The 26,317-nt window shown below is 57.4% G+C and carries 18 protein-coding genes and 1 pseudogene; 5 read left to right on the forward strand and 14 right to left on the reverse strand.

What is annotated here, in order from left to right:
- The first annotated feature begins 15 nt into the window (after positions 1-15).
- Positions 16-2,691, forward strand: coding sequence for a DNA internalization-related competence protein ComEC/Rec2 (locus GTO89_RS14710; protein WP_161262850.1), 2,676 nt, complete (start codon positions 16-18; stop codon positions 2,689-2,691).
- On the opposite strand, the gene GTO89_RS14715 is transcribed toward GTO89_RS14710, so the two are convergent.
- From GTO89_RS14715 to GTO89_RS14760, 10 genes and pseudogenes are all read right to left on the reverse strand, one after another.
- Positions 2,586-3,812, reverse strand: coding sequence for a stalk domain-containing protein (locus tag GTO89_RS14715; protein ID WP_161262851.1), 1,227 nt, complete (start codon positions 3,810-3,812; stop codon positions 2,586-2,588). The two genes, GTO89_RS14710 and GTO89_RS14715, sit on opposite strands and share 106 nt — an antisense overlap.
- Positions 3,813-4,021: 209 nt before the next feature.
- A complete protein-coding gene (locus GTO89_RS14720; protein WP_161262852.1) occupies positions 4,022-4,483 on the reverse strand; it encodes a Fur family transcriptional regulator in 462 nt (153 codons plus the stop codon).
- Positions 4,484-4,619: 136 nt separating this feature from the next.
- Positions 4,620-5,396: pseudogene (locus GTO89_RS14725) on the reverse strand (metal ABC transporter permease); the annotation flags it as partial.
- Between the two features lie 11 nt (positions 5,397-5,407).
- Positions 5,408-6,103, reverse strand: a complete 696-nt coding sequence (locus GTO89_RS14730; RefSeq protein WP_268894700.1) for a metal ABC transporter ATP-binding protein — start codon at positions 6,101-6,103, stop codon at positions 5,408-5,410.
- Positions 6,104-6,500: 397 nt separating this feature from the next.
- The gene (rbsB, locus tag GTO89_RS14735; RefSeq protein WP_161262854.1) at positions 6,501-7,442 is read right to left on the reverse strand and encodes a ribose ABC transporter substrate-binding protein RbsB; all 942 of its coding nucleotides are present in this window, start codon (positions 7,440-7,442) and stop codon (positions 6,501-6,503) included.
- Between the two features lie 125 nt (positions 7,443-7,567).
- Positions 7,568-8,509 (reverse strand): ABC transporter permease, encoded by a 942-nt coding sequence (locus tag GTO89_RS14740; protein WP_161262855.1) that lies wholly within the window; start codon positions 8,507-8,509, stop codon positions 7,568-7,570.
- Positions 8,506-10,005 (reverse strand): sugar ABC transporter ATP-binding protein, encoded by a 1,500-nt coding sequence (locus tag GTO89_RS14745; RefSeq protein ID WP_161262856.1) that lies wholly within the window; start codon positions 10,003-10,005, stop codon positions 8,506-8,508. Before GTO89_RS14745 ends, GTO89_RS14740 begins: the two co-directional genes overlap by 4 nt.
- A 20-nt stretch (positions 10,006-10,025) precedes the next feature.
- Entirely contained in the window at positions 10,026-10,418 is a 393-nt protein-coding gene (gene rbsD, locus GTO89_RS14750; protein ID WP_161262857.1) for a D-ribose pyranase, read from the reverse strand.
- Entirely contained in the window at positions 10,415-11,350 is a 936-nt protein-coding gene (gene rbsK, locus GTO89_RS14755) for a ribokinase (RefSeq protein ID WP_161262858.1), read from the reverse strand. The genes rbsD and rbsK overlap by 4 nt, the downstream gene beginning before the upstream one ends.
- Positions 11,347-12,348 (reverse strand): LacI family DNA-binding transcriptional regulator, encoded by a 1,002-nt coding sequence (locus GTO89_RS14760; protein ID WP_161262859.1) that lies wholly within the window; start codon positions 12,346-12,348, stop codon positions 11,347-11,349. The genes rbsK and GTO89_RS14760 overlap by 4 nt, the downstream gene beginning before the upstream one ends.
- A gap of 297 nt (positions 12,349-12,645) precedes the next feature.
- Here GTO89_RS14760 and typA point away from each other — a divergent pair, with 297 nt between their 5' ends.
- Both typA and GTO89_RS14770 read left to right on the forward strand, forming a co-directional pair.
- Positions 12,646-14,502, forward strand: coding sequence for a translational GTPase TypA (gene typA / locus GTO89_RS14765; RefSeq protein ID WP_161262860.1), 1,857 nt, complete (start codon positions 12,646-12,648; stop codon positions 14,500-14,502).
- A 221-nt stretch (positions 14,503-14,723) separates the two neighbouring features.
- Positions 14,724-16,037 (forward strand): replication-associated recombination protein A, encoded by a 1,314-nt coding sequence (locus GTO89_RS14770; protein ID WP_161262861.1) that lies wholly within the window; start codon positions 14,724-14,726, stop codon positions 16,035-16,037.
- A gap of 74 nt (positions 16,038-16,111) precedes the next feature.
- On the opposite strand, the gene GTO89_RS14775 is transcribed toward GTO89_RS14770, so the two are convergent.
- Together GTO89_RS14775 and GTO89_RS14780 are read right to left on the reverse strand one after the other, a co-directional pair.
- On the reverse strand, positions 16,112-17,224 hold the full coding sequence (locus GTO89_RS14775) for a hypothetical protein (protein ID WP_161262862.1): 1,113 nt from the start codon (positions 17,222-17,224) through the stop codon (positions 16,112-16,114).
- 56 nt (positions 17,225-17,280) lie between these two features.
- Entirely contained in the window at positions 17,281-20,253 is a 2,973-nt protein-coding gene (locus GTO89_RS14780; protein ID WP_161262863.1) for a HAMP domain-containing protein, read from the reverse strand.
- A 47-nt stretch (positions 20,254-20,300) separates the two neighbouring features.
- Here GTO89_RS14780 and GTO89_RS14785 point away from each other — a divergent pair, with 47 nt between their 5' ends.
- Entirely contained in the window at positions 20,301-20,690 is a 390-nt protein-coding gene (locus tag GTO89_RS14785) for a DUF4280 domain-containing protein (protein WP_161262864.1), read from the forward strand.
- 106 nt (positions 20,691-20,796) lie between these two features.
- A complete protein-coding gene (locus GTO89_RS14790) occupies positions 20,797-22,482 on the forward strand; it encodes an MORN repeat-containing protein (RefSeq protein ID WP_161262865.1) in 1,686 nt (561 codons plus the stop codon).
- On the opposite strand, the gene GTO89_RS14795 is transcribed toward GTO89_RS14790, so the two are convergent.
- Complete coding sequence (locus GTO89_RS14795) at positions 22,446-24,125, reverse strand: hypothetical protein (RefSeq protein WP_161262866.1); 1,680 nt, start codon at positions 24,123-24,125, stop codon at positions 22,446-22,448. The genes GTO89_RS14790 and GTO89_RS14795 overlap by 37 nt on opposite strands.
- A 25-nt stretch (positions 24,126-24,150) precedes the next feature.
- Positions 24,151-26,313, reverse strand: coding sequence for a phage tail protein (locus tag GTO89_RS14800; protein WP_161262867.1), 2,163 nt, complete (start codon positions 26,311-26,313; stop codon positions 24,151-24,153).
- Positions 26,314-26,317: the final 4 nt, after the last annotated feature.

The following is a 26,317-nucleotide window of genomic DNA, read 5'->3' on the forward strand; positions in this document are numbered from 1 at the left end:
ACCGGGGGTGTCGCCGTGAAGCGTCCTTTGGTGGTTTTTGTCTGCCTCTATGGCTTTGGCATCGCACTGGGCCTGTTTGGTCACGAAATAAGGACCTATCCCCTGTCTGGCGAAACGGTGCAGATGGGCTTGGCGCTGGCGGTAAGCGGGGTCGCCATGCTTGTTTGGGGGGACCGGCATCTGTTCACCCGATCGACACCCCACCGACCGCCGGCACTCTGGCAACGATCTGCCTTTTACAGCGCCATCATCGTCTTTGGCGCCGCCTTCACTTTCCTGACCGCACAACCCCGCTCCGAGCTGTATGCTCTACTGGAACAGACAGTCACCCTGTCTGGAAGGGTCGAACAAATCCTCTCCAATGACTCGCCTCTGGTCATGGATCTGCGGACCATCGAAGGCGAACAGATCCGCGTCCGCTCCCAGCGCGCGCCGTCGGGGACGGAGATTCATCCCTTTGAGTGGGTCGAGGTGACCGGACAATTGCGCTTGCCGGCGGAACGGCGCAACCCCGGCGACTTTGACTATCGGGCCTACCTCTGGCGGCAAGGCGTCGCTGTAGAACTGTACTGCCGAAACAGTGACGCCGTCGGGCGTCTTCGTTCCCTTTTGTCGGAGAACGCGGGGGAGATCGCCGTCGAACGGAATGGTGATTTTTCCCGTACAGGCATCGTCGAAAAGATCGCTGGGGCCGCCTACAGCCTGCGCCGACAGATGGAGGTCTTTCTGGAAGGACGCCTGCCGCGGGATAGCGCGGCCATCATCAAGGGCATTCTCTTCGGCGGCCAAGGCGACTTGTCAGAGGAGGATCGCCAGGTCTATCGCGTCACCGGCGTCGCCCATGCCTTTGCTGTGTCCGGCTCCAACATCGCCGTCATCGCCGGGACAGTGTTGACGATGCTGCGCGGCGGAAGGCGGTGGCAAGCCCCCCTCTGGCCAAGCATCGCCGTGACATCGGCGGCCATCGTATTCTACGGTTTTATGACCGGCTTTCCCGCTTCCGTGCAGCGGGCCTTGCTGATGGCCCTGGGCGGACTCCTGGCTTACGGATTCCAGCGCAACGTCGACGGGCCCACCCTGCTGGCCTCGGCCGCCTTGCCCATCCTTCTCGTCAATCCCCTCATGCTCGCCGATCCCGGCTTTCAACTGTCCTTCGCCGCCACCTGGGGCATCCTCTACCTCTTCCCTCCGTTGCATCAAACCGTTCAACCCGTCGGACAGCGCCTTGCGCAGACCCTTGAGCAACGATTTGCCACCTTGGGCAGCGCCTTGGGCAAGGCGTTGACCCTGCTCCTTGACACCCTGCTCGTCTCCCTGGCAGCTCAGTTGGCCCTGTCCCCCCTCTGCCTGTACTACTTCAATCTCTTCTCCGTCTCGGGCCTGCTGGCCAACATCGCCAGCGGCGCGATCATCGCCCTGGTGACGATCCTGGGCTTCCTTTCCTTTCTGCTGCTGCCCTTCTGGCCCGCCGGCGCGCTGAGTTTTTCCCTCGTCTCAGCCGTCTCCGTCGACCTTTTGAATTTTTTCCTGCGCCGTCTCGCTGAAGTGCCGGGCGCCGCCCTGACCGTTGCGACCCCATCTCCCCTGCTGATGGTCGCCTATTACCTCGCTGTTATCTTTTTTCGCGAGAGCCTCGCCGGGCACGTCCGCCCCAAAGATGCCGCCCGAGTCCACGACTGGACCGTCCGGTCGGCGCCTTTTCTCATCATTCTTTTTCTGGGCTATCGTCTATTGGCCCCGGCCGAACTGCTGGTCACCTTCATCGATGTCGGACAGGGCGACGGCATCCTGATTGAAACACCGGGCGGCAAAAGGGTGCTGGTGGACACGCCGGGACCACCACTGCTCGCCATGGGAAGCGCAGAGGATAGGTCGAAAAAAGCCTTTGATCCCGGGGAGAAGATCGTGGCTCCCTTCTTTCACCGCAAAGGCATCACCCGGTTGGACCTGGTCGTCAATACCCATGCCGATCAGGATCACATCGGGGGCCTGCCCTACTTGTTGTCCGAATTTCCCGTGGGTCAATTGGCGCTCTCCCCCCCGCCCGGCGCAGCGCCCCCGGCTTACCTGACGTTGGAGGAAGTGGCGACGCGACAGCAGGTCACTGTCGTAAAGTCACCGGAACCGGGAGTGGACATCAGCCCCGATCCGGCAGTCCGCATGATCGTCCTTTTCCCATCGCCTGATTCGCCGCCCCAGACAACGAACGACTCCTCCCTGGTGCTCCTGGTCGAGTACGGCCAGTGTCGCCTGTTGCTGACGGGCGATCTGGAGCGGGAAGGCCAAGCCTATTTGGCCGCCCAATACGCCGGGGAGTTCTTTCCCCTCACCGCCGGTGTGGTCAAGATTCCCCATCACGGCAGCCGTCACAACCTGGAACCGTCGCTCATGGCCGCCCTCGGTGAACTGGACCTCGCCGTCGTATCGGTCGGCCGCAACACCTTCGGCCATCCCGCGCCGGAAATCCTGCAACGCTGGGGGGAACAGTGCGCCGAGGTGTTGCGCACAGACACCTGTGGCGCTGTTATCGCAACAGGCGACGGCGAACAGTGGCATTGGCGGACAACTCGCTGGGAAAAGCCCGCTTACGGCTCGACCAACCGAACCCACAAGGCGTCATTGGTCATGCCGCCCTCGGTGCGCCTGCCAAAGAGGGGCGATACGGCATTGAGCAGCGGTACGGAACCGTAAAGCCTGCCGTTGACAAGGGTGATGGCATCAACGTCGTCACCGGGATTGGTCGGCTGGTAGTTGCTGATCCAACCGTAACCGTCGCCGGCGTAGAAATAGATGAACCCGGCCCCATAGGGCTCTCCTGGCTTGCTTTCACCAGCGACTCCCCGGACGACGAGGCTCCCCCGAACCGGATCGTAGAGGATCGCTGAATCCGGAATCCCCCATGCCTTCAGGTACTCCATGATGTCAAAGCGGCTCTTCTGGTTGACAGGATCGACGACAAGTGAAACAGAAGGCGTTCGCGAGGTTTTCTCGTCGCCGCCCATGTCCATCAACTTCATCTGACGCTGTCCCTGAAGCAGTGTCACCTGCTGAGCCGAAGGCCTTTGCGGGGCAGGCACAGTCTTCCACGTTCTGACAGTGAACGCTTTATCGACGCCATCCCAAGCAACCATCCCCCCGAGCGCCTGGGCTGCCGCCCGGTAGGGAACCATCAACCGGTCATTGACGATGCGCGGCTCAGCGTCCAACGCGCCTGCTTGCCCACCGTTTACCTGCATGTCAGTGCGCCCCAGGTTGATCAAAAGGGTGTCTTGGGCTCCACCAGCGGCAGGGCGACGGATGCTCACCTGTTCGACCCCGCCGGAGGCATTTCTGGTGTAGTTGATGTCCCCATCGGCGATGCCGAGGCTGTAGGCCAGATATCGCAATGGCATCAACACCCGTCCCGCCTGCTCATCAACCAAGGGCGCCGAATCCATACCGTTGCGTTTGCCGTTGACTTCGAAATAGTTGCGTCCGATATAGAACCTTGCCGTCAACACTTTATCGGGATCAGACATCGATGTTGGCGCCGTCGCCGGTGCAGTTGCCCTTGGGTCGCTCATTTTTATGGCTTGCGGCAACGCCGTGGAATCTATCGGGTCGGTTGATCCTTCAGGCTGCGATGCCAGCGCCGCCGTCACAGCGCTGCCAAACGTCAGAGCGACGCCAAGCGACGTCACGGCGATCGCTTGCGTCCATGGGTTCCCCTTGAAGAGTCGATGCATGCTGTCGTCCATTCCTTCCTGTGGAAACAGGGCCAGGCGCCAAAACCCCTTTGATTCGGCGATTCCTTTCGGTATCCAGTATGCCATGCTTCCAAAAAAAATTAAGCCTTCCATTCTGTTTCTTTTTAAAGCTTACCTTAGGCATGGTGGTTTCGTAAATAAATAAAAAATGGAAGCCCATTGGATAAATGTCGGCTCCCATTGAATCAAGCGCTTCGGCCCATTCCCTATGCCCATTATGTAGCGGCCCTTCGCCCGCCTGTTCACCTTGGAAAGAATCTGCCAACAGGAGGCGCTCAAGACGAACTCTCTTCCCGTTGACAGTCGCGGCAATAGCCGAATATCTCAAAGGTGTGTCCCAGCACATGAAAGTCCTCGCGCCGGGCCATCTCCTCAGCCCTCTCCTGCATGGGGCAATAGGGCAGACAGACCGATTTGCCGCAGGTGACGCAGACCAGGTGGTGGTGGTGTGGCCGCCCATCCAGTTCGTACCGGGCGCCCTCTTTGCCCTGCTGGCTGATCAGGCTGACCACGCCTAGGTCACAGAGCACCTTCAGGTTGCGGTACACCGTATCAGCGCTCATATCGGGGTAGCTCTCACGCAAGCGATCGACCATTTCCTTCACCGAAAGGGGCCGGTTCGCCTCGATCAAAGCGCCAATCACCGCCCGCCGTTGGGGGGTAAACTTGTATCCCTTAACCTTGAGCAGTTCAAGGACATCCTCGGCTTGCCTCTGTATCCTCTCGTCTGACGTCATGACGCCTCCTCTATCCCGCAATGGGCCCGCAAGAAATCCTGTTCAGGTCGGTTCAACGATTGGTCAGCCCCCGCAGCGAAGCGGCTTCTTGGGACGAGCGCCGGAGAAAGCGCTCAACAACAGTTCGCAAGGCGATGGTTGCCACCAGCAAGAAAGCCGCCAGTAAGACGATGGTTCCTCCGGGGGCCAGATCATAATAATAGGACGCTGCTAATCCCAGGCTGACTTCAACCAGTCCATAGGCCAGGGCCAGCCAGAGGGCGGCCCGGAAACTGCGCGCCACCTGCAGACTGGCGGCGACAGGCAAAACCAGCATCGACGAGACGAGCAGGATGCCCACGATCCGCATGGAGGCGGCCACGACGAGAGCCGTCAACACCATGATCAACAGGTTAAGGGCGTTGACCGGCAAACCGCTGAGCCGCGCCTTCTCCTCGTTTAAGGTGATGTAGAAAAACCGGTGGTAAAACAGTCCGACGGTCAACAGCACGGTGAGGCTGACAGCGGCCAGAATGGTCAAATCGCGGTCATTGACAGCGACGATGCTGCCGAAGAGATAGCTTAGGACATCGGAGGAAGCCGACTTTTTCATGCTCAACAGGATAACCGCCAAAGCGACGCCGCCGGACAGGAAGACGGCGATGGAGATCTCCGCATAGTTTTGAAAGCGTCGGCGCAGCTTTTCCAGACCCAAAACCGCCACGATCGAAAAACCGAGGGCCATCAAGGGCGGATAAACGCCAAGGAGCATCCCCCCGGCGACACCGGCCAGGGAAACGTGGGAGATCGTGTCGCCGATGAGAGATAGGCGACGCAGCACCAGAAAAAGACCGATCACTGGGCAGATGACGGCGACCATGATACCCGCCAGGAGCGCGCGAACCATAAAATCGTGTTGGAGCATTTCAGGCATGCCTTTTCCTCCTAGTGGCTGTGCCGGACCATCTGCACGGGATGGCCATAGAGCAACGACAAGATTTCGGACTGGCGAGCTTTGAAACCGCTCACCTCGCCGTGGAAAAAGAGGCGGCGGTTCAGGCAGACAAGCTTGTTGACCCGTTCTGTCACAGCGCCGATGTCATGGGAAACGATGACGATCGTCATCGCCGATTCGCGGTTCAACCGTTCCAGGAGGCCGTAAAACTGCTCCTCCTGCTCCATGTCGACACCGACTGTCGGTTCGTCCAAGAAGAGGATCTCCGGCTCACCGGCCAGCGCCTGGGCGATAAAAACCCGCTGTTGCTGACCGCCGGACAGGTTGCCGATCAACCGATCGGCAAAGCCGTCCATCCCCACCGTTGCCAGCGATTGTTCGATGATCGCCCGGTCATCGCTGTTCATACGTCCGAAGAGCCCCTTGCGACCCAGCCGTCCGGCCGCGACGACCTCGCGGACGGTAGCGGGAAAGGCGTCGTTCAGGGCGGTCGCCTTTTGCGGCACATAACCGACTCGGCCCCACTGGCGAAATTGTGGCAGCGGCTCTCCCCAGAGCAAGACCTGTCCCTGTTCGGGCGTCAATAGACCGAGCAACAGACGCAGGAGCGTCGACTTTCCGGAGCCGTTGGGACCGATGATGCCGAGAAAGTCGCCCCGGAAGATGCTCAACTGGATGTCGCTCAAGGTCTGGTGTTGGCCATATCGAAAAGAGAGATTGCGGGCCTCAACGAGTAGGTTCGCGTCAGGTTGCCAAGGTTCGGTCGATCCTTGGCCAGCCCCTATTCTACGAAAAGACAGAGCCCATTCCCCCTTTCTATAGTCGGTTCAAAAAGCGGACATAAAAAGCAATCCGCGCTTAAATAGGATTATTCCTATTTGCGTTTTAAGAGTACACCCATTCCGCTTCCTATGACAAGTCTCAATTTGTCCGAGATGTCTTTTATGCACCTTCCCATTTTTCCCCTTATCCAGCCGTCAATAAACAGGCAAGAGGCCGTGAAACCGAACTATGCGTCGGTCTCACGGCCTCTCAGGAGTCAGTGAAGCGCTGGGCCACCGAAAGCAGTATTCTTGGTATCCCTTACTGCTTGGTGATCAGCTTCAGGGCCACGGGAATCTTGGACTCCACTTTTTCTTTTTTGACCACTTTTTCGGCGGTCTGCAGGCCCATCTCTCCGATCAGCTTGGGCTGTTGGGCGACAGTGGCCGACATCTTGCCATCCTGAACAGCCTTGACGGCGTCAGCGCCCCCGTCAAAGCCGACAAGGATCACGTTCTTCTTGGCCGCTTGCAGGGCTTGCAGCGCGCCGAGGGCCATCTCGTCGTTATGGCAGAAGACAGCTTGGATATCGGGCTGGCTCTGGAGGATGTTCTCCATAACGGTCATGCCCTTGGAGCGGTTGAAATCGGCAGGCTGCTTGGCTGCGACCTTGATGTCTTTTTCATTGTCGATGAGGCTGTGGAAACCCTGGCCGCGGTCACGGGCGGCCGAGGTGCCGGCGATGCCTTCCAGTTCCGCCACCTTGCCTTTGCCGTTCAGCGATTTGACGACGAAATCAGCCGCCAGCTTGCCGCCGGCCACGTTGTCCGAGGCGATGTGGGATACGACGTCACCGCCGCTGACACTGCGATCAAGGGTGACCACCGGTATGTTCGCTTTGTTGGCGTCTTTCACGGCAGTGACCAGGCCGTCGCTGTCGGTCGGGTTGAGGAGGATGATATCCACTTTCTGCTGGATCAGGTTCTCCACCTGGGAGACCTGCTTGGACGCGTCATCCTGGGCATCCATGACGACCAGTTTGGCGCCCATTTTATCGGCGGCGGCTTGCGCGCCGTCACGCATATCGACAAAGAAGGGGTTGTTCAGTGTCGAGAGAGCGATACCGACGGTCATCTGTTTGGCCGATTCGGCCGGTTTATCAGCCGGTTTGGCTGCTTCTTTGGAACCGCCGCAGCCAGCGAGCATGCCGACCATAACCAGAGAAGTGACGACGAGGGACGCTGCTTTCAGATACCGTTTCATGCGATTTCCTCCCATTTCTTACACTCTTTCGCTTTTTGAAGCCTCTTAGCCGGAACAATCAACAGCGCTTTCTAAACCATTTCTCACATCTTCTCGGGAACTCCGATTACAACCCTTTTCGCTGCTCACCCCCTTGCGGCGTTTCGCCGGTCTAACAGCACCGCGATCAGGATCACGATGCCTTTTACCGCCTGCTGGTAGAAGGAAGACACATTGAGTATGTTCAGGCCGTTGTCGAGAACCCCGATGATCAGGGCGCCGATCAGGGTCCCAAGCACGCCGCCTTGGCCCCCGGAGAGGCTGGTTCCACCGAGGACGACTGCCGCAATGGCATCGAGTTCATAACCGGCGCCGGCTGTCGGCTGGGCCGACATGAGCCGCGAGGTCAGAATGGCGCCGGCAAGGCCGCACATGAGGCCGCTGACGGCGTAGACAAAGATCTTGCTGTAGGTCGACTTGATGCCGCTGAGGACGGCGGCTTCCTCATTGCCGCCGATGGCAAAGACACGGCGGCCCACGGTCATTCGGTTGAGGACAAACCATGCCAGAAAAACCATAACAGCGGTGATGACGACAGGCGTCGGAATGGGACCCAGATAGCCGCCGCCAAGGGCGTTGAAACCTTCCTCGACAGCGCGAACAGGACGTCCCTCCGTGTAGATGAGCGTGGCGCCCCGGAAGAGGGTCATCGTGCCCAAGGTGGCTACGAAGGGGGCGATGCGGCCATAGGCGATCAGCAGGCCGTTCAGGGCGCCGCCGGCGAGGCCGATCAGGCAGGCGTAGAGCAGGACAATTCCCGTGTCCATGCCGCTGGCCAGGGCGCCGGCGGCTAAAGCCCCGGCAAAAGCGAGGATCGAGCCGACAGAAAGGTCGATGCCGCCGGAGATGATCACAAAGGTCATGCCTACGGCGAGCAGGGTGTTGATGGACACCTGCCGGGCGATATTGAGGATGTTGGAAGCTGAAAAAAAGCGATCCGACAAGAGGGTCAAGGCGATGCAGATGAGCGCCAAGCCGATCAGCGGCCCCATCCCGTTTCGCCGGAGTTTTTGCAGCAGGTCTTTCATTGTCCACCTCCTGTGGCGCAGCGCATGAAGGCTTCTTCGGTCACCGATTGCCCGGTGAAATGGCCGGTGATTCTGCCTTCGTACATGACATAGATGCGGTCGCTCATGCCCATCAGTTCCGGCAGATCCGACGAGATGAGCAGGATGCCGATGCCGCTGGCGGCCAATTCGTTGATCAACTGGTAGATCTCTACCTTGGCCCCCACATCGACGCCGCGCGTCGGCTCATCCAGGATCAACAGGCGCGGTTTCGTCTCCAGGCATTTGCCGAAAACCACCTTCTGCTGGTTGCCGCCGCTCAGGTTGCGCACCGGCTGTTCCGTTGTGGCCGTCTTGATCTGCAGCGTCTTCACATAGCCGTCGACCATCCGGCGCTCCTCCGCTTGGTCGATCACGCCCAGGCGGGCCCGCCGGTCGAGCGTCGGCAGGGCCAGGTTCTCCTTCACACTGGCGAGCAGCACTAACCCTTCGTCCTTGCGATCCTCGGGCACCATGGCGACACCGTGGGCGATGGCTTCGGCGGGATGGTGAAAGAGCCCCGAGAAGTTTTCGCCGTTGCGGCCTTTCAGGCGCAGGCTCCCTGTCGCCCGATCGAGGCCGTAAACAGCCCGTCCCACCTCCGTCCGACCGGCCCCCATCAGGCCGCCGATGCCGACTACCTCGCCGGCGCGCACATGTAGGCTGACCCCTTTCAACCGGTCGTTTTGCAAACCTTCCGCTTCCAGAATCATCTCGCCCGGCGCCACAACCGCTTTGGGGAAGCGATCTTCCACCTGCCGGCCCACCATGAGGGACACCAACTCATCAATGGTCGTCTCTTGAATCGGCCGTGTGGCGATATAGGCGCCGTCGCGAAGAACAGTGACACGGTCGCAGATCGCGAAAAGCTCCTCCATGCGGTGGGAGATAAAAATGATCGATACACCCCGCCCAGATAGGGCGCGCATGATCGAAAAAAGCTTCTCTTTCTCCGTCTCGGTCAAAGCCGCCGTAGGTTCGTCCATGATCAGCAGCTTCGCTTCTTTCGAAAGGGCTTTCGCCACTTCAACCAGTTGTTTCTCACCGACACTCAACTCATCGACAGGACGTGTAGGCGCCACCGCCAAACCGACCTGGTCGAGAAAGCGGCGCGACGCCTCCACCAACGCCGGCCAGAGGATCGTCCCCCAGCGGGTGAAGGGGCCTTCGTTGCCCAAAAAAATGTTCTCGGCAACGCTCAGCGGAGGGACGAGATTGAATTCCTGGTGGATCATGACGATCCCGAGCGCCTCCGCCTCCCGCGGCCCATGCACAGCCAGCGCTTTGCCGTCGAAGCGGATGTCCCCGCTGTCTTTGCGGTAGATGCCGGTGAGGATCTTCATCAACGTCGATTTACCGGCGCCGTTTTCCCCCAGCAACGCATGGATCTCTCCTTTTTCGACAGTGAAGTCTGCATCCTTGAGCACCTTGGCGCCGGGAAAGCTTTTATTGATTGACCGCATCTCTAACAGCGGCATGCTCCCATCCCTCCCCGCCGTCAAAAGGCGACGCCGGCATAAAGGAGGATGTTGGCGTAAGGCGTCCACTCCCCTGTCCGGATGACAGCCCGGGCTTGACGACAGCGCGTCTTCAGCGACTCGTGGTTGACAAAGTGCAATTCGATGGGGGACAGACGTTCGGCAAGGGATTTGGCCAATTTTTCGTTCGGCTTCAGTTCCTCGGCGACAGTCGCGCTCTCCACCACCATCTCCGAAAGAATCGCCTCAAGGACCGGCAAAAAAGGCGGAACCCCATTGGTCACGGCCAGGTCGATACAGGGGACGCCCGGTGGGACCGGCAGGCCGCTGTCGCCCACCACCACCAGGTCGCCGTGACCGAGGCTGGCGATCAGGGCGGCCAGATCGCGATGCAAGATGCCCTGTTTTTTCATCTTATTCCCTCCAAAAAGTGTTCGACCTCGTCTCTGCGCGGCAGCGATGTCTGGGCGCCCGCTTTGGTCACCGACAAGGCGGCGACAGCGCTGGCAAAGCGCAACGCTTCCTTAAGCGGTCGCCCTTCAGCCAGGGCGACGGCAAATCCGGCGACAAAGGCGTCTCCGGCGGCTGTCGTGTCAACGACTGGGACTGAGAAGGCGGGGATGCGGTCCATCGTTCCTCCCGGTTCTCCCTCCGCCTCCACGACCCGATCGTTCCTGCGGAAAAGCACACCCTTCTCCCCCATCGTGACGACCAGCGATCCCGCCAGTTTCTCTTGCAGATCCGTAAAGTCGCGGGCCCGATCGCCGCCCAGCAAGGCCGCTTCATGCTCATTCGGCACGAGGTAGGCGATCCGGCGAAACCAGTCCTCCGGGAGCGATTGGGCCGGCGCTGGATTCAAGATCAAGGGTTTTTGCCACCGTTCCGCCATCTCAATCGCTTTCGCCACCGTCACGATGGGCGTTTCGAGTTGAATCACCACCACATCGGCGGCGGCAAAATCGTCGCCGCATTCCTCCAGGTCAGCTGGTTGCAGTTGGTCATTGGCGCCGGGGACGACGACGATCTGGTTGTTGCCCCGATCATCGACCGTGATCAACGCCACCCCGGTCGAACCGGGAACCTGTTTCACCCGTGCCGGTTCCAACCCGTTGTCCCGAAAATACTGCAGCATATCGCGGCCATAGGCATCATCGCCGACAGCGCCGATAAAGGTCACCGCTGCGCCAAGGCGGCAAGCCGCCATGGCCTGATTGGCGCCTTTGCCGCCCGGCACGGTCGAAAAGCGCCTCCCCTTTACCGTCTCCCCCGCGTGGGGGATTCGTTCCGCATAGGCCACCAGATCGGCGTTGACACTGCCGATGACGAGCAGGCGCGGTCTTGTCATGGTCCGTCCCTCCTGACAGAGGAATCCCCGATCGCCAAACGGGGCTCCAGTTCAATATGTTGAAAGCTCTCGTTTCCTTTGATCGTCTCCAACAGCAGTTGGACGGCCCGTTCCCCCATCTGGTAGGTAGGCTGGATGACCGTCGTCAAGCGCGGATGGACGTACCGGGTAAGGTCAATGCCGTCATAGCCGACGACAGCCATATCGGCTGGAGCGCACCGATCGCTCTCCTGCAACTGCTCCAAGGCCCCGACAGCCATCATGTCATTGGCGCAAAAAACGGCCTCCGGCGGTTCTGTCAAGGCGAGCAACCGGGCCATGGCTTTTTTTCCTCCGCCGAGACGGTAATCGCCTTCGACGACCAGCGCCGGGTCGACAGGCAGGCCCGCCTCCGCCATCGTCCGGTGATAACCCTCCAAGCGCTGCCGCGCCGATATGGAGGAAGCCGGTCCGGCGATGTGGGCGATGCGGCGGTATCCCTGGACCAAGAGGTGTTTTGTCGCCAAGGCGGCCCCACCGACATTATTGGAACTGATCGAGTGGATATCGAGAGTGATCGTGCGATCGATCACAACCAGAGGCGGCAAGGATCGGCATTCCTCGGTCAGGCGCTCCTCCGTGAGCTTTGTGCTGACCAGAATGACGCCTTCGACGCACTGCTGGCGCAGGATGCCCAGGTACAGGGTTTCCTTTTCTAATTTCCAATCGGAGTTGCAGAGGATCAGATTGTAACCGTGACGGTAGGCTTCGTCCTCGGCGCCCCGGGCAACCTCTGGAAAAAAGGGGTTCGTGATGTCAGGCAGGATCAAGCCGATCGTTCCCGACCTGCGCGTCACCAGGGTGCGAGCGATGCGGCTCGGCCGGTAATCAAGGGCTTCGACGGCAGCCAACACCCGCTCCCCCGTTTTGCTGTCCACATAGCCGCTGGCGTTGATGACCCGCGACACCGTCGATACAGATACGCCGGCCAAGGCAGCGACATCTTTGATCGTAGCCATGGCGTCCCTCCGATCTTGCGGTCCGATTCTCTCTCTTCAACAGCGCGTCTTCACCGGTTATGCCGGCTGACAGATGGGGTATGTATCTGGGCGATTCTATGTGGTAACGTTTCCACATGTTAATTCGCCGTTAATTTCTGAAGTCCTTTCCCGAAAAGCTCCCTTTAGAAAAAAATATCACGATCACAGCAATCCCCTTCCGCCCTTTATTTTCAAGGGCTCTTGACAGATCGCCGCTAACCCGTTACGATCTACTATGGCGATATTTGCGGATGTCGAAAAGGGCATCCTTTTTTTATGAGATTTAGGAGGAATAATCGTTTGAAACGGACAGATCTGCGGAACATTGCCATCATCGCCCACGTCGACCATGGCAAGACAACCCTCGTCGACGGACTCCTGCGCCAGTCAGGCGTCTTCCGGGCCAATGAAGAGGTCCAAGACTGTGTCATGGACTCGAACGATCTGGAGCGGGAACGGGGCATCACCATCCTGGCCAAGAACACGGCCGTCTCCTACCAGGGCATCAAGATCAACATTGTCGACACGCCCGGCCACGCCGATTTCTCCGGCGAGGTGGAGCGCATCCTCTCCATGGTCGACGGCGCCATCCTGCTCGTCGACAGCGCCGAGGGTGTCATGGCCCAAACCAAGTTCGTCCTGCGCAAAGCCTTGGAAGCAGGTCTCTGCCCCATCGTCGTCATCAACAAGATGGACCGCAATGACGCCCGTCCCGAGGAAGTGCTCGACGAGATCCTGGAACTGTTCATCGAACTGGGCGCCGATGACGACCAGCTCGAATTCCCCGTCCTCTACGCCGTCGGCCGCTCCGGCTGGGCCAGCCTGAAAGCGGATGAGCCGGGAAGCACACTCGAGCCGTTGTTTAAAACGATTATTGAAAAAGTCCCCTGCCCGGAAGGTGACGAGGAAGCCCCCGTGCAGTTGCTCGTGGCCGCCCTCGACTATGACAGCTATGTGGGACGCGTGGCCATCGGCCGCATCCGCCAGGGCAAGCTGCGGGCCGGCCAGCCGGTCTCTGTCTGCAAGCGCGACGGCGCCATCATCAAAGGCAAGCTGCTTAATGTCTACACCTACCAGGGCCTCAAACGGGTCGCCACAGAAGAAGCGACCGTCGGCGACATCATCTGCGTCACCGGCATCGAGAACGTCCATATCGGTGAGACCGTCTCTGATGCGGACAACCCCGCCCCCCTGCCGATCATCAACGTCGATGAACCGACGCTGCAGATGACCTTCCAGACGAACACCAGCCCCTTTGCCGGCAAGGAGGGCGATTACGTCACCTCCCGCCACCTGCGGGCGCGCCTTTATAAAGAACTGGAGAAAAACGTGGCCCTGCGCGTGCAGGACACAGAAGACCCCGATGTCTTTCTCGTCTCGGGCCGGGGCGAACTGCACCTCTCCATCCTGATCGAAACGATGCGCCGTGAAGGCTACGAACTGGCCGTCTCGAAACCGCAGGTCATCTTGCGCAAAGACGAAGATGGCGTGGTCCTCGAACCGCTGGAGCACCTGACCATCGACGTGCCCGAAGAGTACATGGGCGTCGTCATGGAGAAGCTGGGCACCCGCCGCGCCGAGATGACCAACATGGTCAACAGCGGCAACGGCCAGGTCCGCATCGAGTTCGTCATCCCCGCCCGCGGGCTCATTGGCTACCGGACCGAGTTCCTGACAGACACGCGCGGCTTCGGCATCATGCACCACCTCTTCCACGGCTATGGCGAGTACCGTGGCGAGATCCCGGGCCGCAGCCGCGGCGCCGCCGTCGCCCTCGAAACAGGCTCCACCACCGCCTACGCCCTCGGTTACCTGCAAGAGCGGATCCGCTTTTTCATCGCCCCCGGCGCCGATGTCTACCAGGGCATGATCGTCGGCGAAAACTCGCGGGAACAGGATATGGACATCAACGTCTGCAAAGCGAAACACTTGACCAACATGCGCGCTTCCGGCTCGGACGGCACCATCCGCCTCGAACCGCCGCGCACCCTCTCCCTGGAAGACGCCTTGGAGTGGATCGACGACGATGAACTCGTCGAAGTGACGCCGAAAAACATCCGCCTGCGCAAGCGTATCATGGACATCAACCAGCGGGAGCGGGCGAAGAAGAACAAGGCGCTGGGGATCAACTAAGGTTAGGAACGCCTTGAAAAAACAGTGACTTTGATCAAGCCCTTGGGTCGGCTGCGCCGGTCTGAGGGCTTGCTTTTTTCTCGCTTGGGAAATTCAGACGGAGCGGTTACAATAGAGTGTAGAGAACATATGTTGCCTATCCCGATCGTCGTTACAACCTCCCAGGCGTGGCGTCTGCCTCCACTCGCCCTTTCCGCAACTTTCCGTAAGGAGTTGTTCCGATGGACCTCTTTTCCTATCAGAGCGAGGCTTTAAAAAGCAAAGAAGGCCCCTTGGCCTTTCGCATGCGCCCGCGCAGCCTCGACGAGGTGTCCGGGCAGTCCCATCTTCTAAAAAAAGGCTCCCTCTTTCGCCGCATGATCGATGAGGACAAGTTGCAGTCTTTTATCCTGTATGGGCCGCCGGGAACGGGAAAGACAACCATCGCCCGGCTGATCGCCCAGACGACCCAGAGCAGTTTCGTCACCCTCTCGGCCGTCACGGCCAACACGAGCGATATCAAAAAGGTAGCCAAAGAGGCGGAAGACCGCCTCACCTTCAACCAGAAGCGGACGATCCTCTTTATCGACGAGATTCATCGTTTCAATAAAGCCCAACAGGATGTATTGCTGCCGATCGTGGAAGACGGCACCTTGATCCTGATCGGGGCTACGACAGAAAACCCGCTCTATGAATTGAACGCCGCTCTCCTCTCGCGATTGCGCGTCTATATCCTGCAACCGCTCAAAGAAGAGGAACTGGTGTCCCTCTTGAAACGGGCGCTGACAGACAGCCAACGGGGCCTCGGCCTCCCGGAAAGCGCTCTCACGGTAGAAGCCCTTGATCTGATCGTTCGGGCCGCCAAGGGAGATGCCCGGGCGTCCCTGACGATCTTAGACATGGTCGCTGGGGTTCACGGCGATGGCGACAACCCGATTGAGGCAACGGAGGTCACAGAGGTAACCGGCCGGATCGCTGTCTACTATGACAAAAAAGGCGACCGCCACTATGACACGATCTCCGCCTTCATTAAAAGCATCCGCGGCTCTGATCCGGATGCTGCGCTGTATTGGCTGGCGGTCATGCTGGAAGCCGGCGAAGACCCTCTCTTTATCGCTCGCCGCATCGTCATCCATGCGGCGGAAGACATCGGCATGGCCGACCCAATGGCCCTCGTCGTCGCCCAGGCGGCCGCCGAAGCCGTCAAGTTTGTCGGGTTGCCGGAAGGACGCATTCCGCTGGCTGAGGCGACCATCTACCTCGCCTGCGCCCCCAAGAGCAACGGCGCGAAGGATTCTATCGACAAGGCCTTGCGGGCTGTGCGGGAAGCGAACCGCATCGAGGTTCCCCGTCACCTGGCCGATACATCCCACTCTAAAGCCGGCGACCTCCTGGGCAGCGGTGTCGGGTACAAGTACCCCCATCACTACGGAGGCTATATCCGGCAAAGCTATCTTCCGCCGGACATGGAGAACGCCCGGTTCTACACCCCCTCGGAGAATGGACGGGAAAAGCAGATCGGGCGTTGGTTGGAGGAACTGAGAAAGAATATGTAGGGCGGCTCTTTACCGCAAGCCTTGTTCCTGAAATTTGCAAAAAACGGTTCCAACCGGTCCGGTCGCTATTCCACTTACCATAGCTCAATTAAGTACCATTTTCCATATACGTTATTCCATGCATCAGGATTATACGGCGCCGGTTCTGTCCAATCACGTATCGTAGTAAAGTTCTGAACGATAGTCGGACTTAATACCTGAGGATTGCTCAAAAAAACTTCTATATCATTATATAGTTCTTCAAGTATGTCAAATCGTTTAGGTCCAACGGCTCCTCTCGCATTCGTTTCAAATTCCTCCCCGGGATCATCACATCGATTATTCGTTAAGGGACCTATAAATAGGTTTCCCGGTAACCAACATATCGACGTTGCAATCGAGTCCTGGTCTACAGCATTAAAACCATTCTGTATGGGTGCGTTAATTTCCCCTGTCAAGGATGCCTGTGTACTTGCGCCTTGCATTCTCGTTCCATTCACTAAAGGACTTTGAGCCATCATGATATCAACGGCGCCCTGTAAAATCGCATTTATTTCGGGATGATGATTATCGATCATCGCTTTTACAAAGGCTTTTAGCTTGTTCCATGGGATCACATGGTGTTTTGTCGTGTCCCCCATCTCCGGAATATTGCTCGGATAGTTCGCTTGGTTCGCTGCGTCTTTAAATGGAAAAGCAGGCCTTGGCCCGTTTTCGTTACCGGGTCCATAGCGAGCCGGATTTGGCGCTTTTTGAACGATCCCACGCAGAATACCATCCTTCAACGGAACTATTGGCGTTACCCCTCCCTCCATCTGCTGCACCACATGCCATGCCTCATGGGGCAAGTGTTTTTCCTGCACCGGCGCCTCTTCTTCTTCTGACGCCGCCACAAGCTGTACCGCTTTTTCCCCCATCACAGAGGCTTCCTGTTCTAGTGCAGGATCATCATTGACAGGCACACCGCTCTCTGTCCTGGTGGGGTCCTCCACTCTTTGACCCGACTGGCTTCCTAACAGTTGGGCCACTGCCCTGTTCCCAATGATCCGCTGAAGCTGTGCTATCTCTCCTGTCGTCACCCCCGCTGGAAAAGCGCTTTCCAACGGGGGGGTTCTTTGGACCCCCATTCCGTTCTGCATCATGTAATGACCGGATCTTCCACTCGATTTTGATTCCAAACCTTTTTTAACGCTTTCAAAATCAGCCACAGTACCCCCTCCTTCAGTAATTAAGCATTTCTTTTCTACATACCAGCCCAATCGCATTACCCGTTTTCTGCCTCAGTGACATTCAACGCCCCATCCCAATCATCACTTACCCCACCGGCTGCAATATACCGATCACACTGAAAGAAATACAACTGAGCTACCTTGTCCTCAGGGTTCTGCCGGATCACCTCCAGAAAGCCCTGCCGCGCCACCGCAAAACCGCCGTTCTGATAACAGCGAATGGCGTCATTAAACATATTCTGTGACGCCCCTTTGCGCCGTTTCTGGTACTCCGAATCACTGTCATAGACATCAACCATCTCGACAGCCCGCTCCCAACCACGGAAGCGAAGCTTGCCGATACTCCGAAACTGATATTGATCCGGGTTCTTTAACTCACCGATGAAAGCTGCCGTCGTCAAAATAGAAACATCAATCACTTCAGCCAATTTATCCATCAGCATGCTTAAAGTGACATCAGGCGACAGAATATTCCCCTCGAGCCGTTCTGCCTTTTTGTCCCGTTCCTTCTCCCCTTCTGTCACAGTGCCCATGATGCCCAATTTGACCTGACCATAATGCAAGGCAATGCCGGCCTTCATATTCATGGCCGGATTCCTATTTTCCAGAGGCGACACCCCATTTCGATCGACATCACTTGCCTCATCACTTGCCACTGCGATAAGACTCGCCGCGTCCCGATTGCCCGCCCGGACCCGCTGCACCATTTCGATTGCCGCGTCAAGGGCGCCATCGACATCTCCTTCAAAGAGAACGAAGACCCCTGATTCCAGATACTCACAGATAACCCCGCCCTGTTGCTGGATCACCTCGCCGACCTGCATAAAAAACAAATTGGCATATTGAAAAATGTAATCAGAGCTCTTGCCTTTTATCTGTTCCTGGAACCGGCGGAGGTTGGAAACCATGATGACCGTTTGGTCAAGCTCACGGTTGTCACCTAGCTTCAGTTCGGTGATTTCCTTATTCAGCGCCTTCAAATAGTGTTCAGGAAAAAAGCGCGAATAGGCCTCCTTCAATGCTGTCACATGCTGAATCGTCATCTGAATTTGCCTGGCCATGTGGTTGAATTGGCGCCCCAGATCGCCCAGCTCATCTGTTGACGTGACAGACACCTCCGTCGCCACAGTGCCATGGGATGCTTCCAGGGCATGCACGCTGTCTCGGAGCTGGCGGATCCGTCTCTGGAGCAGCAAGGTCACCATCATAAAGGCGACAAAGAGCGCCGTCATGCTGGTAAACACGTTTTCTCGGATACTCGAAATCATGGCTTCTCGTTTCATTTCGAAACCATGGGATTGGCGGCCCACCTCAAATACACCGACGACCTGCCCCTGGCTGTTTTTTACCGGAGCGAATGCCGCTCCCCATCGTCCCAGGTCACTCTGTACAGTCGCCGTCTCGATCGGCGACCCCTGGGCGCATTTTTTCATGCTGGCAGGATATTGACCATCCCCCAACAGCGCCATCACCGGCTGAAACAAGGATATATCGGGATCATTGCCCACGATCACTGGATATAGCTTTCCGCCGGCGAACTGGTATAAAGAAGAGAAGTAACCGATTTGCTCATCGATCGTCAAATCATGCAGGGACTTTTGAATCTTCAGGTAATCGGCGCCTTTGCAGTCTCGGGACTGCTCGATCCGCTGCAAGGCGTCTCCTTCGATGAAACGGGCGCCGCTCTGGGCGAGCATCTTCATCTCCTCGGTAATGTTCGGGTTATATTTCTCCAACTGTCCCCGCATGACAATGCCGACACCGACAACAACGATGGCGAAGACCACAACCGACACCAGCGATTGCTTGATCATGATATTCAGCCGGCGATTAAGGATATGAAGATAGGCAAAGTAGGTCGTATAAGCCATCATCAGGATAACGACCATGCATAACAAGAGAACCGTTCCCTGATCGACCCATTCTTTGGCCGCCGGATTGAATGTGCTGATCATCTTGACACTGCCCTGCCCATCGATCAAATAGAGCTTGTCTTCAGACGAATCGCTTCGACTTGTTTTATTGTTTGGCTTGTCATTGGTTGCCACAATGATCTCATGATCGGTGACGGCATAATCATTGATCAGCCAAGCGCCTTCCGGAGGCGGTGACGGGAGCATCGCGCCGGAAAAGACCACCTGCCTCTGTTCCGGGTGGCTGATTGATATACGATATAGGGCATTCTCATTCGGCATTATGTAATACAAGAAGCCATTACCGTCTGCGTCATTCCTCAGATGTAAAAATTGGGGAATGGCGCTTCTTTTCTTGGTATTGCTCGTCAGTTCCGCTGGGACAGTTTGGCTCTCGCCACGGGAATCTACACGATACAACTCGCCTAATTCCGTCGTATAGTAGATCCATCCAGGCATATATCCGGTGATCTCATGGATCGATCGACCGTCGGGAATCGGAAAGGTGAACAAGGGGTTCACCCTATTATCGGTCCCGATTCGCTTGAGCGTCACCTCTTGGTTATCGACAAAGAAAAAATAGAGGCCATCTTGCCGGCACGTCAATGATGTGATCTTCCCGCTCCGGATCAATGCTTGATTATCTTCATACTTCTGCTCGTGGACAAGAGTGGGCGCCTTCCAATCATCGGGACGGTACTTCCAGATCTGTTCCTTCTGAACCACCAGATCACCCATATTCAGATAGGAACGTAATATATATAAATTCCCTTCTGAATCAACATCTAGATCATTTATAATATAGTTGTTATATTGTTCTTTCTTGTCTGTTAGGGAAAAAAGTTCATCGGAACTGTCGAGAATCAGGTTATCGTAGCGGCCTTCTCGATCAACCTTTTTGAGGCCCCGTTTTCCTGAGTCGATGACATAGATCCCCTTATCTGGATCGCTCGATGCGACGGCAAAGAGATTGGCGAGCATGGGGCTGTCTTCAAAAAAACCACCAAAGGTAGACATGGTAAGGCGGAAAGTCATAATTCCGGCAATCGACAGTGACAGCAAAAGGATGATGAAAATGACAGTCGTTTTCTTCATCCAAGATCACCCCCCTGATATCATTTCTTCAGAAAGGAGCATTACCGATGGGCAACGCCGTCATTGGCAACGGGCAGTTAAAATGTTCTTTTGGACAAGCCCCCAGCGTGCTCATGGTCCTTCCCACAAACCGGGTTATGATCGGCGGCGCGCCGGCGGCCACCATCATGGACAACAAACCAGTGGTCAACATTCCTCCCTTCGGGATGTGCATGTCCCTTGCCAATCCCACCGTGGCTTCCGCCACGGCGGCCGCCATGGGCGCCTTAACGCCCATGCCCTGTGTCCCGCTGACACCGGCCCCCTGGGCGCCCGGCTGTCCCACCGTTTTGATCGGATCCATTCCCGCCCTCAACAACAGTTCAAAGCTGATGTGCGCCTGGGGCGGGGTGATTGAAATCATTTTTCCGGGCCAAGTCCAGGTTCAGACGCCTTAGCAACCGTTCAGTGGCTGCCTCTTGATACCACATCTCCCTTCCTTGGCAACGCAGTCCTATCACAACTACATCGCTCTTTGGTTATTGAGAGAGAGGAGCATGTCTTTTGATCGGACCATCGAAAAAATCATCCCAAAAAGTGAACCAGAATCAGAACCTCTCACTATTCCAGCGACTGGCGCAGGCCGTTGACGGTTGGGTCGATTCGTTGAAGGAATCATGGCAAACAGCCGAGCTGTTTTCTCAGAAAGAGAACGACGAATTGACTGGCGCCGAAGAGGCCGACTCCCCTGAAAAGCCTTTATTAGAAAACTACATACGTATCGGCGAATACTACATATCCAAAAAGTTGCTGGGCCTGATCGCCCTTATCACCGTTGTCGTTGTCGCCATCGTCATCCTTGTCGCTCCGCTTCCCTTAATCGCCAAGTGGACCGGTCGATATGCCCAATTCCAAAGCCTTGCGGCGGCCGGCGACTATACAGGAAAAGCCAAGATCCTCGACGACAGCGGCGCCGCGCTGCGCTATGTGGGCGATCTGGTCAATGGCCAGTTTTCCGGCACAGGCAAGCTGTACGAAAACGGGCAGTTGATCTATGCCGGTGAGTTTAAAGAGGGACGGCGCGAAGGCGCCGGAGAGTCATGGCAAGAGGGACAACACTACCGTGGGGCCTTTGCCAATGACACATGCAACGGTGATGGCGTCATCTTGTTTTCCACCGGAAAAGTACACTATACTGGGAAGTTCGAAAACGGACGCCTCAACGGAGAAGGCAAGGAGTTTTACCCTGATGGCACGACCAAATTCGCTGGGATTTTTACCAACGGCCAGCCTTCCGGTCAAGGAACAGAGTTTTTTCCAGGTGGGGGCATCAAGTATAAAGGGGACTACCTGGCCGGTAAGTATAGCGGCACGGGGGTCCTGTATTACGAAAACGGGAAAAAGCAACTGGCCGGCGCATTTCTGCTGGGTATGCTCCATGGAAGCGGTGAGGAATACGACGAGCAAGAGAATCTACGCTATAAGGGCGGGTATCAAGACGGAAAGTATGCCGGCCTCGGGACGCTGATGCACAGCGACGGCGCCGTGATTTACAGCGGTTTCTTCGCCGGAGGCGAGATCGATATGAGCCGGTTTTTAGGCATGTCGAAGGCAAAAATCGAAGAGGCGCTCGGCAAGCCCGCCCAGGTGGAGGCGCTCCCGCAACCCGATAAAAGGGCTGTCGCGTCATCCTCCACCAGGTCTGTTTCTGGCGGAAAACCGGTTGTTAAGCTATCGATCGGTAAAGGGGCCACCGCCAAATCGGCCAAAGCCAAACCCCTTTCGGGAGCTTCGGACGCTGGCGCATCTGCTGCTCCCGAAAAACCCGCCGCCGCTGCCCAACCGGAAATCCTCCTGTATAGCGATACCCACCTGGTGATCGTGACCGATAAGCTCTCCGGCGTTGCGCCAAATATCATCGCACGAGCAGTCGGTATATCGGGCGAGGCGGCTGAAAAGATAAAACAACGGCTTGACGCCCAGATGGTTTCCCCCAGCGAGGGAGAAACGGGCGCCGGTTCCGGCAATCCGGCAGACAAGCCGGTGCAAAAAGCGCCTTACGAAGTGCTGCATAACGGCCCAAGCGCTGTGTACATCGGCGATGACTTCACCTATGAGTTCCGCGCCGGCCAAGGCGGTCAAATCGAAGCCTGCACCGTCCAGTTCAAGAAATACTTTGAACCGGGGTTAGGTCTTAGTTTACTCCCTGAACCTTACAATTTCCCCTCCGTTGACACGCTGGCCTCTTGAAGAGCCAGCGTGTTGTTTTTTTCTGCCCCTGCCTTATAGGCCCACCAGCGCAGGATGACTGCCTCCCCTTGCCAGCCTTCAGGGAAGCGAACAGCGATGACGAAGCTGCCTTTATCGGGAAAAGCAACGGCAGAGACAGCGATCTCCCCCAGCCCTGTGTCATAAGGGCTGTCGGCAAACAGGTCGATGGCGCCAAAATAGAGCCTGCGGTTGACACGGGACATGTCCCGTTGCTGAAAGGACAGGTGCTCTTCAATGCCAACTTCCACCAAGACAGGCCCCAGCCCCAACCCATGATCGATTTCACCGGTAAACTGCGTCCGTTCGCTGTTGACAAACAAGATTTTGCCGGTGGAATTCGCTTTTTCTGCCCAGACGGTAACGGCGCCTGTCGTCATCTCCACAGCGCCCTTTTGACCGGCGGGGATCCCCAACCGGAAGTTGTACTCGTTGGCTTGCTCATTGTAGCCCACCTGGAAGTAGGGCTCCTGATCGGCCTCCAGCCGTCTGGCCTCTGTTCGAAAGACCGCCTGAGCCGCTTCTGAAGGACGCCGCTCTTTTCGATTGCTCGCCTGTCCCTGGCGCCGCTCCAGACGAGCGAGCAGACCGGTTCCGTACACCCGTTCGTCAAAGGGAAGGGCCTCGACCTTCTCGATTCGATAGGTCGATCCGATTTGAAAGAGACTGATTTTCGCCAGGTACAGGCAGGGCTGAACAGGACTGGCCAGGGAGCGGTCCAAGGTTCGGTTGGTGTAATCGGCCAGGATTCGTTCTTCCACCGCTTGCTCGATGATGCCGACGGTATTGGCGCAGTCCTTGCGCGCCGTCACTTGCCGGTCACCCAGATTGATTCGGATGCTGCCATCCCGGATGCCCAACTGGGCTTTATCGCTCTTCCACTTCCCCGCCTGCACTGTCAATGTCCGCTCATAGCGCGTATCCTGGCGATCCATCGGCTCATCGAAGATCACCTTGCCATCAGCGGGATCGACGAAGGCAAAATGCTCTCCACCGTCCAGTTCATACTCCAAATGAACCTTGTCCGGACGCAGGCTCTTCTCGATGGTCATCGTCACTTGAAAGACCTCACCAGGGTTGACGTACCGGGGCGCTCTCTGCCGGATCGAGAGATCGCCCTCCTGGCAAAGGACGCAACAGTCCTCAAAGAGATCGGCAAATTCGCTGTCGGCGCGCGACAAGGCCGCCTCCTGGACGAAAATTTCATAGCCTTCGACGACCCGGTTATACTCGTCCATGGAATCGCCGGCTTGTTCGGCTGTCTTGCCCACCGTATGAACAGGCTCCGTCTCCGTCTCTTTATAGGCCAGGCAAAGATAGAGATTTTTTGTGTACGTATCGAAGGAAAACCCTTTCACCATGGAGAGCTTGACCGTAAACGGCGCCGGTATGATGATCTCCCTGCCCAATCCATCCAAGGCGACGCCTGCGCCGATGGCCAGGTTCTGATCGTCGACAGGGGTCACCTGCAATCCCGCCACCACCCCGGCGCCGAAAAGCAGGCGATTGATCAGGCGACGCTTATCGTTGACATACTTCTGTTCCGAATCAAAATCCCGCACCGTCAACAGTTTTCCGTAGAAATACCGGTTGCGCTCGAAGGGAAAATAGCTGGACTTTTTCATAGACGCCTTCCTTTCCCGGCCGGTTTTACGCCAATTCGGTGTTGACCTCTAAGCGGGTATGCCCGCCGAGGCGACCATCCTGCCTATCTTCGAGAAGCAACGTGTGAAAGGGGAGCGAACCCCGCTCATCCAAAACCAACGCCGTCGGCTGGGAGAGATAGCTGTTGATTCCCAGATAGGTATGACTGCCCAAGATCATCCAACGTTCCAGTAAAATCAGCTTCGCCTCTGTAAAAGCCGGCTTTTGCTCATCGATGATCTGCTGCGCCATCGCCCGCTCTTGGTCGGACGGCAGTTCCCAGCCTTTCAAGATCACGCAAAAACAGTAGGGATTGTCGCTGTACAAGCGAAGAAAGAGGCGCTGAAATGTGACCGACTCCAGCATCGGTTTGTATTGAAAATACTCGACGATCAACGGCCGCGCACCCGTGAAGATCTCAAGCATGTCCTCAACGACCCGCCTTGTGCCCCGGTAACGATACATCTGCGGCGCTCTGGCCATCACCTGGCGGATTTGCCCATCGGTCCACCCTTGCCGGGCGCCGATCCCCAGCCATCCCGCCAGCCAGCGCAAATGATCTCCCGCTGCGACCTGTCCATCCAAGATCCGTGGCGAATGTTTGATGTTTTCTTGCACTTCCTCCAACAAGGTGTCGAAGAGACTCAGAAAACGCGCCAGAAAATCACCGCTTTCCCGGTCCTCCTGGTAGATCGCCGGCAGATAGAGGAGGGAGGTTACCCGAGGAAAGTAGATCCGCAAGCCCCGCACCACCGGCGACGCCTCTCGCGTCCCCGCCAACTCCAGCCGGAACCAGAGGTAGCGCCCTTGCGCCCCTGTCAGGAGCGCATCGCCGGAATTGATGATGGGCCGGGAAAACCGCCTTGCGATTTGCAGGAGGCTATCCTTCTGAGGGGGAGAAGGAACGCTTTTTGACGAAAAACCGGCCCAGCTCTCAGGGCCGGCTTCCGGTGAATCACTGCAAAAAAAGGAAAACCGAACCTGCGTTTCTTCGGGGATCCGGGCATCCATGGCGACCCGGTGCCAGAGGGTGCCCTCTTTCCCGCTGTCAATGGCAGCGGAAACATAACAACCTTCCCGCGCGCCTGTCGCCGCCCAGCGCTCTGTGCGATTTTGCAGGCGAAGGATATGAAGCTCCCGGCGGACTGAATCCAGCAGATACATGGCCGCGTTCTTGCCAAGGACCAATCGATCGCCATGGCCGACAAAATCACTCAATGTCTCCTGGTATTTGCCCTGCGCTGAATAGACCAGCATCGTCCCGCCGATTTCATCATCACGGTCATTGTCCCTTCCCTGGGCGCGAGGCTCCTCCTCAAGACCGGCCTCGCCGACTCGCGCCATTTCCTTTTCTGCGGAAGCGCTACGGCTTTTGATAAAAACCCATTTCCCCTGATGATCGACGGTAAAAGCCGCCATTTTCCCATTCTCTATGGGGAAACAACGTCCTTCGGGCGCGCTCTCCTTGGTGAACACCGTCACTGCCTGTGAAGGCCGATCAAACAGGCACAGGCCGCCTTGTTGATCAACCGCTAGATGAAAGGGGTTTCCCGAAAAATCGTGGCGTCGCTCCTGTCGTTCTTCCCCTTGACAAAACCGCCACTCGGCGAGAACAGGACCGGCAAAATCGATCTGCAGGATGGAAAAAGACGTGCCCGACGAGGCCTTCCCATCGGGTGCGCCACGGTCAAATCGGGGCGTCAATAGATACAAGGCGCGCCGCCCTGCTGTCAATGCGAGAGGGACGATCGGCTGTTCCCGCCACGTCGTCATGGTCCAACAGATCTGCCCGCTCGTCGAAAACATGGCTAAGGGATACTTGGCCCGGCGATCGGCCACTATCAATTGTTCTCCCGCCGCAGCGATCCGGGCGTCTGCCGTGAAGAGGCGATGGCCTTCGCTGAAAAGACGCTCCCGGTGTTTCTTTTTCGGGTCATAGACCCAAACATTGGTCTGTTCATCCAGCAGATAGAACCGACCGTCCAGCCTGGGCGCAAAGTCGCAGATCCGGGCTGGGACGATCCGTCCAAGGCGGAGCGTTTCCTGCCAGACATACTTCTCCTCCTGACAGATGACGATTTGCCCATCGTCGAAGCGGAGATTGAAGCCGACGCCCTCGTCCCAATCCTCTTGATTGCGGAAGGCAAAGTAGCGGCATTTTTCTTCCATCGCC

It is taken from the genome of Heliomicrobium gestii, assembly GCF_009877435.1.
GTDB classification, from domain to species: Bacteria; Bacillota; Desulfitobacteriia; order Heliobacteriales; family Heliobacteriaceae; genus Heliomicrobium; species Heliomicrobium gestii.

Excerpts from the sequence above, each read along its gene's own strand:
- GTO89_RS14780 (WP_161262863.1), bottom strand. The coding sequence starts at position 20,253 with ATGAAGAAAACGACTGTCATTTTCATCATCCTTTTGCTGTCACTGTCG.
- GTO89_RS14795 (WP_161262866.1), bottom strand. The coding sequence starts at position 24,125 with ATGAAAAAGTCCAGCTATTTTCCCTTCGAGCGCAACCGGTATTTCTAC.
- GTO89_RS14785 (WP_161262864.1), top strand. The coding sequence starts at position 20,301 with ATGGGCAACGCCGTCATTGGCAACGGGCAGTTAAAATGTTCTTTTGGA.
- GTO89_RS14800 (WP_161262867.1), bottom strand. The coding sequence starts at position 26,313 with ATGGAAGAAAAATGCCGCTACTTTGCCTTCCGCAATCAAGAGGATTGG.
- rbsK (WP_161262858.1), bottom strand. The coding sequence starts at position 11,350 with ATGACAAGACCGCGCCTGCTCGTCATCGGCAGTGTCAACGCCGATCTG.
- rbsB (WP_161262854.1), bottom strand. The coding sequence starts at position 7,442 with ATGAAACGGTATCTGAAAGCAGCGTCCCTCGTCGTCACTTCTCTGGTT.
- GTO89_RS14720 (WP_161262852.1), bottom strand. The coding sequence starts at position 4,483 with ATGACGTCAGACGAGAGGATACAGAGGCAAGCCGAGGATGTCCTTGAA.
- GTO89_RS14740 (WP_161262855.1), bottom strand. The coding sequence starts at position 8,509 with ATGAAAGACCTGCTGCAAAAACTCCGGCGAAACGGGATGGGGCCGCTG.
- GTO89_RS14715 (WP_161262851.1), bottom strand. The coding sequence starts at position 3,812 with ATGGCATACTGGATACCGAAAGGAATCGCCGAATCAAAGGGGTTTTGG.
- rbsD (WP_161262857.1), bottom strand. The coding sequence starts at position 10,418 with ATGAAAAAACAGGGCATCTTGCATCGCGATCTGGCCGCCCTGATCGCC.
- typA (WP_161262860.1), top strand. The coding sequence starts at position 12,646 with ATGAGATTTAGGAGGAATAATCGTTTGAAACGGACAGATCTGCGGAAC.
- GTO89_RS14745 (WP_161262856.1), bottom strand. The coding sequence starts at position 10,005 with ATGCCGCTGTTAGAGATGCGGTCAATCAATAAAAGCTTTCCCGGCGCC.
- GTO89_RS14760 (WP_161262859.1), bottom strand. The coding sequence starts at position 12,348 with ATGGCTACGATCAAAGATGTCGCTGCCTTGGCCGGCGTATCTGTATCG.
- GTO89_RS14770 (WP_161262861.1), top strand. The coding sequence starts at position 14,724 with ATGGACCTCTTTTCCTATCAGAGCGAGGCTTTAAAAAGCAAAGAAGGC.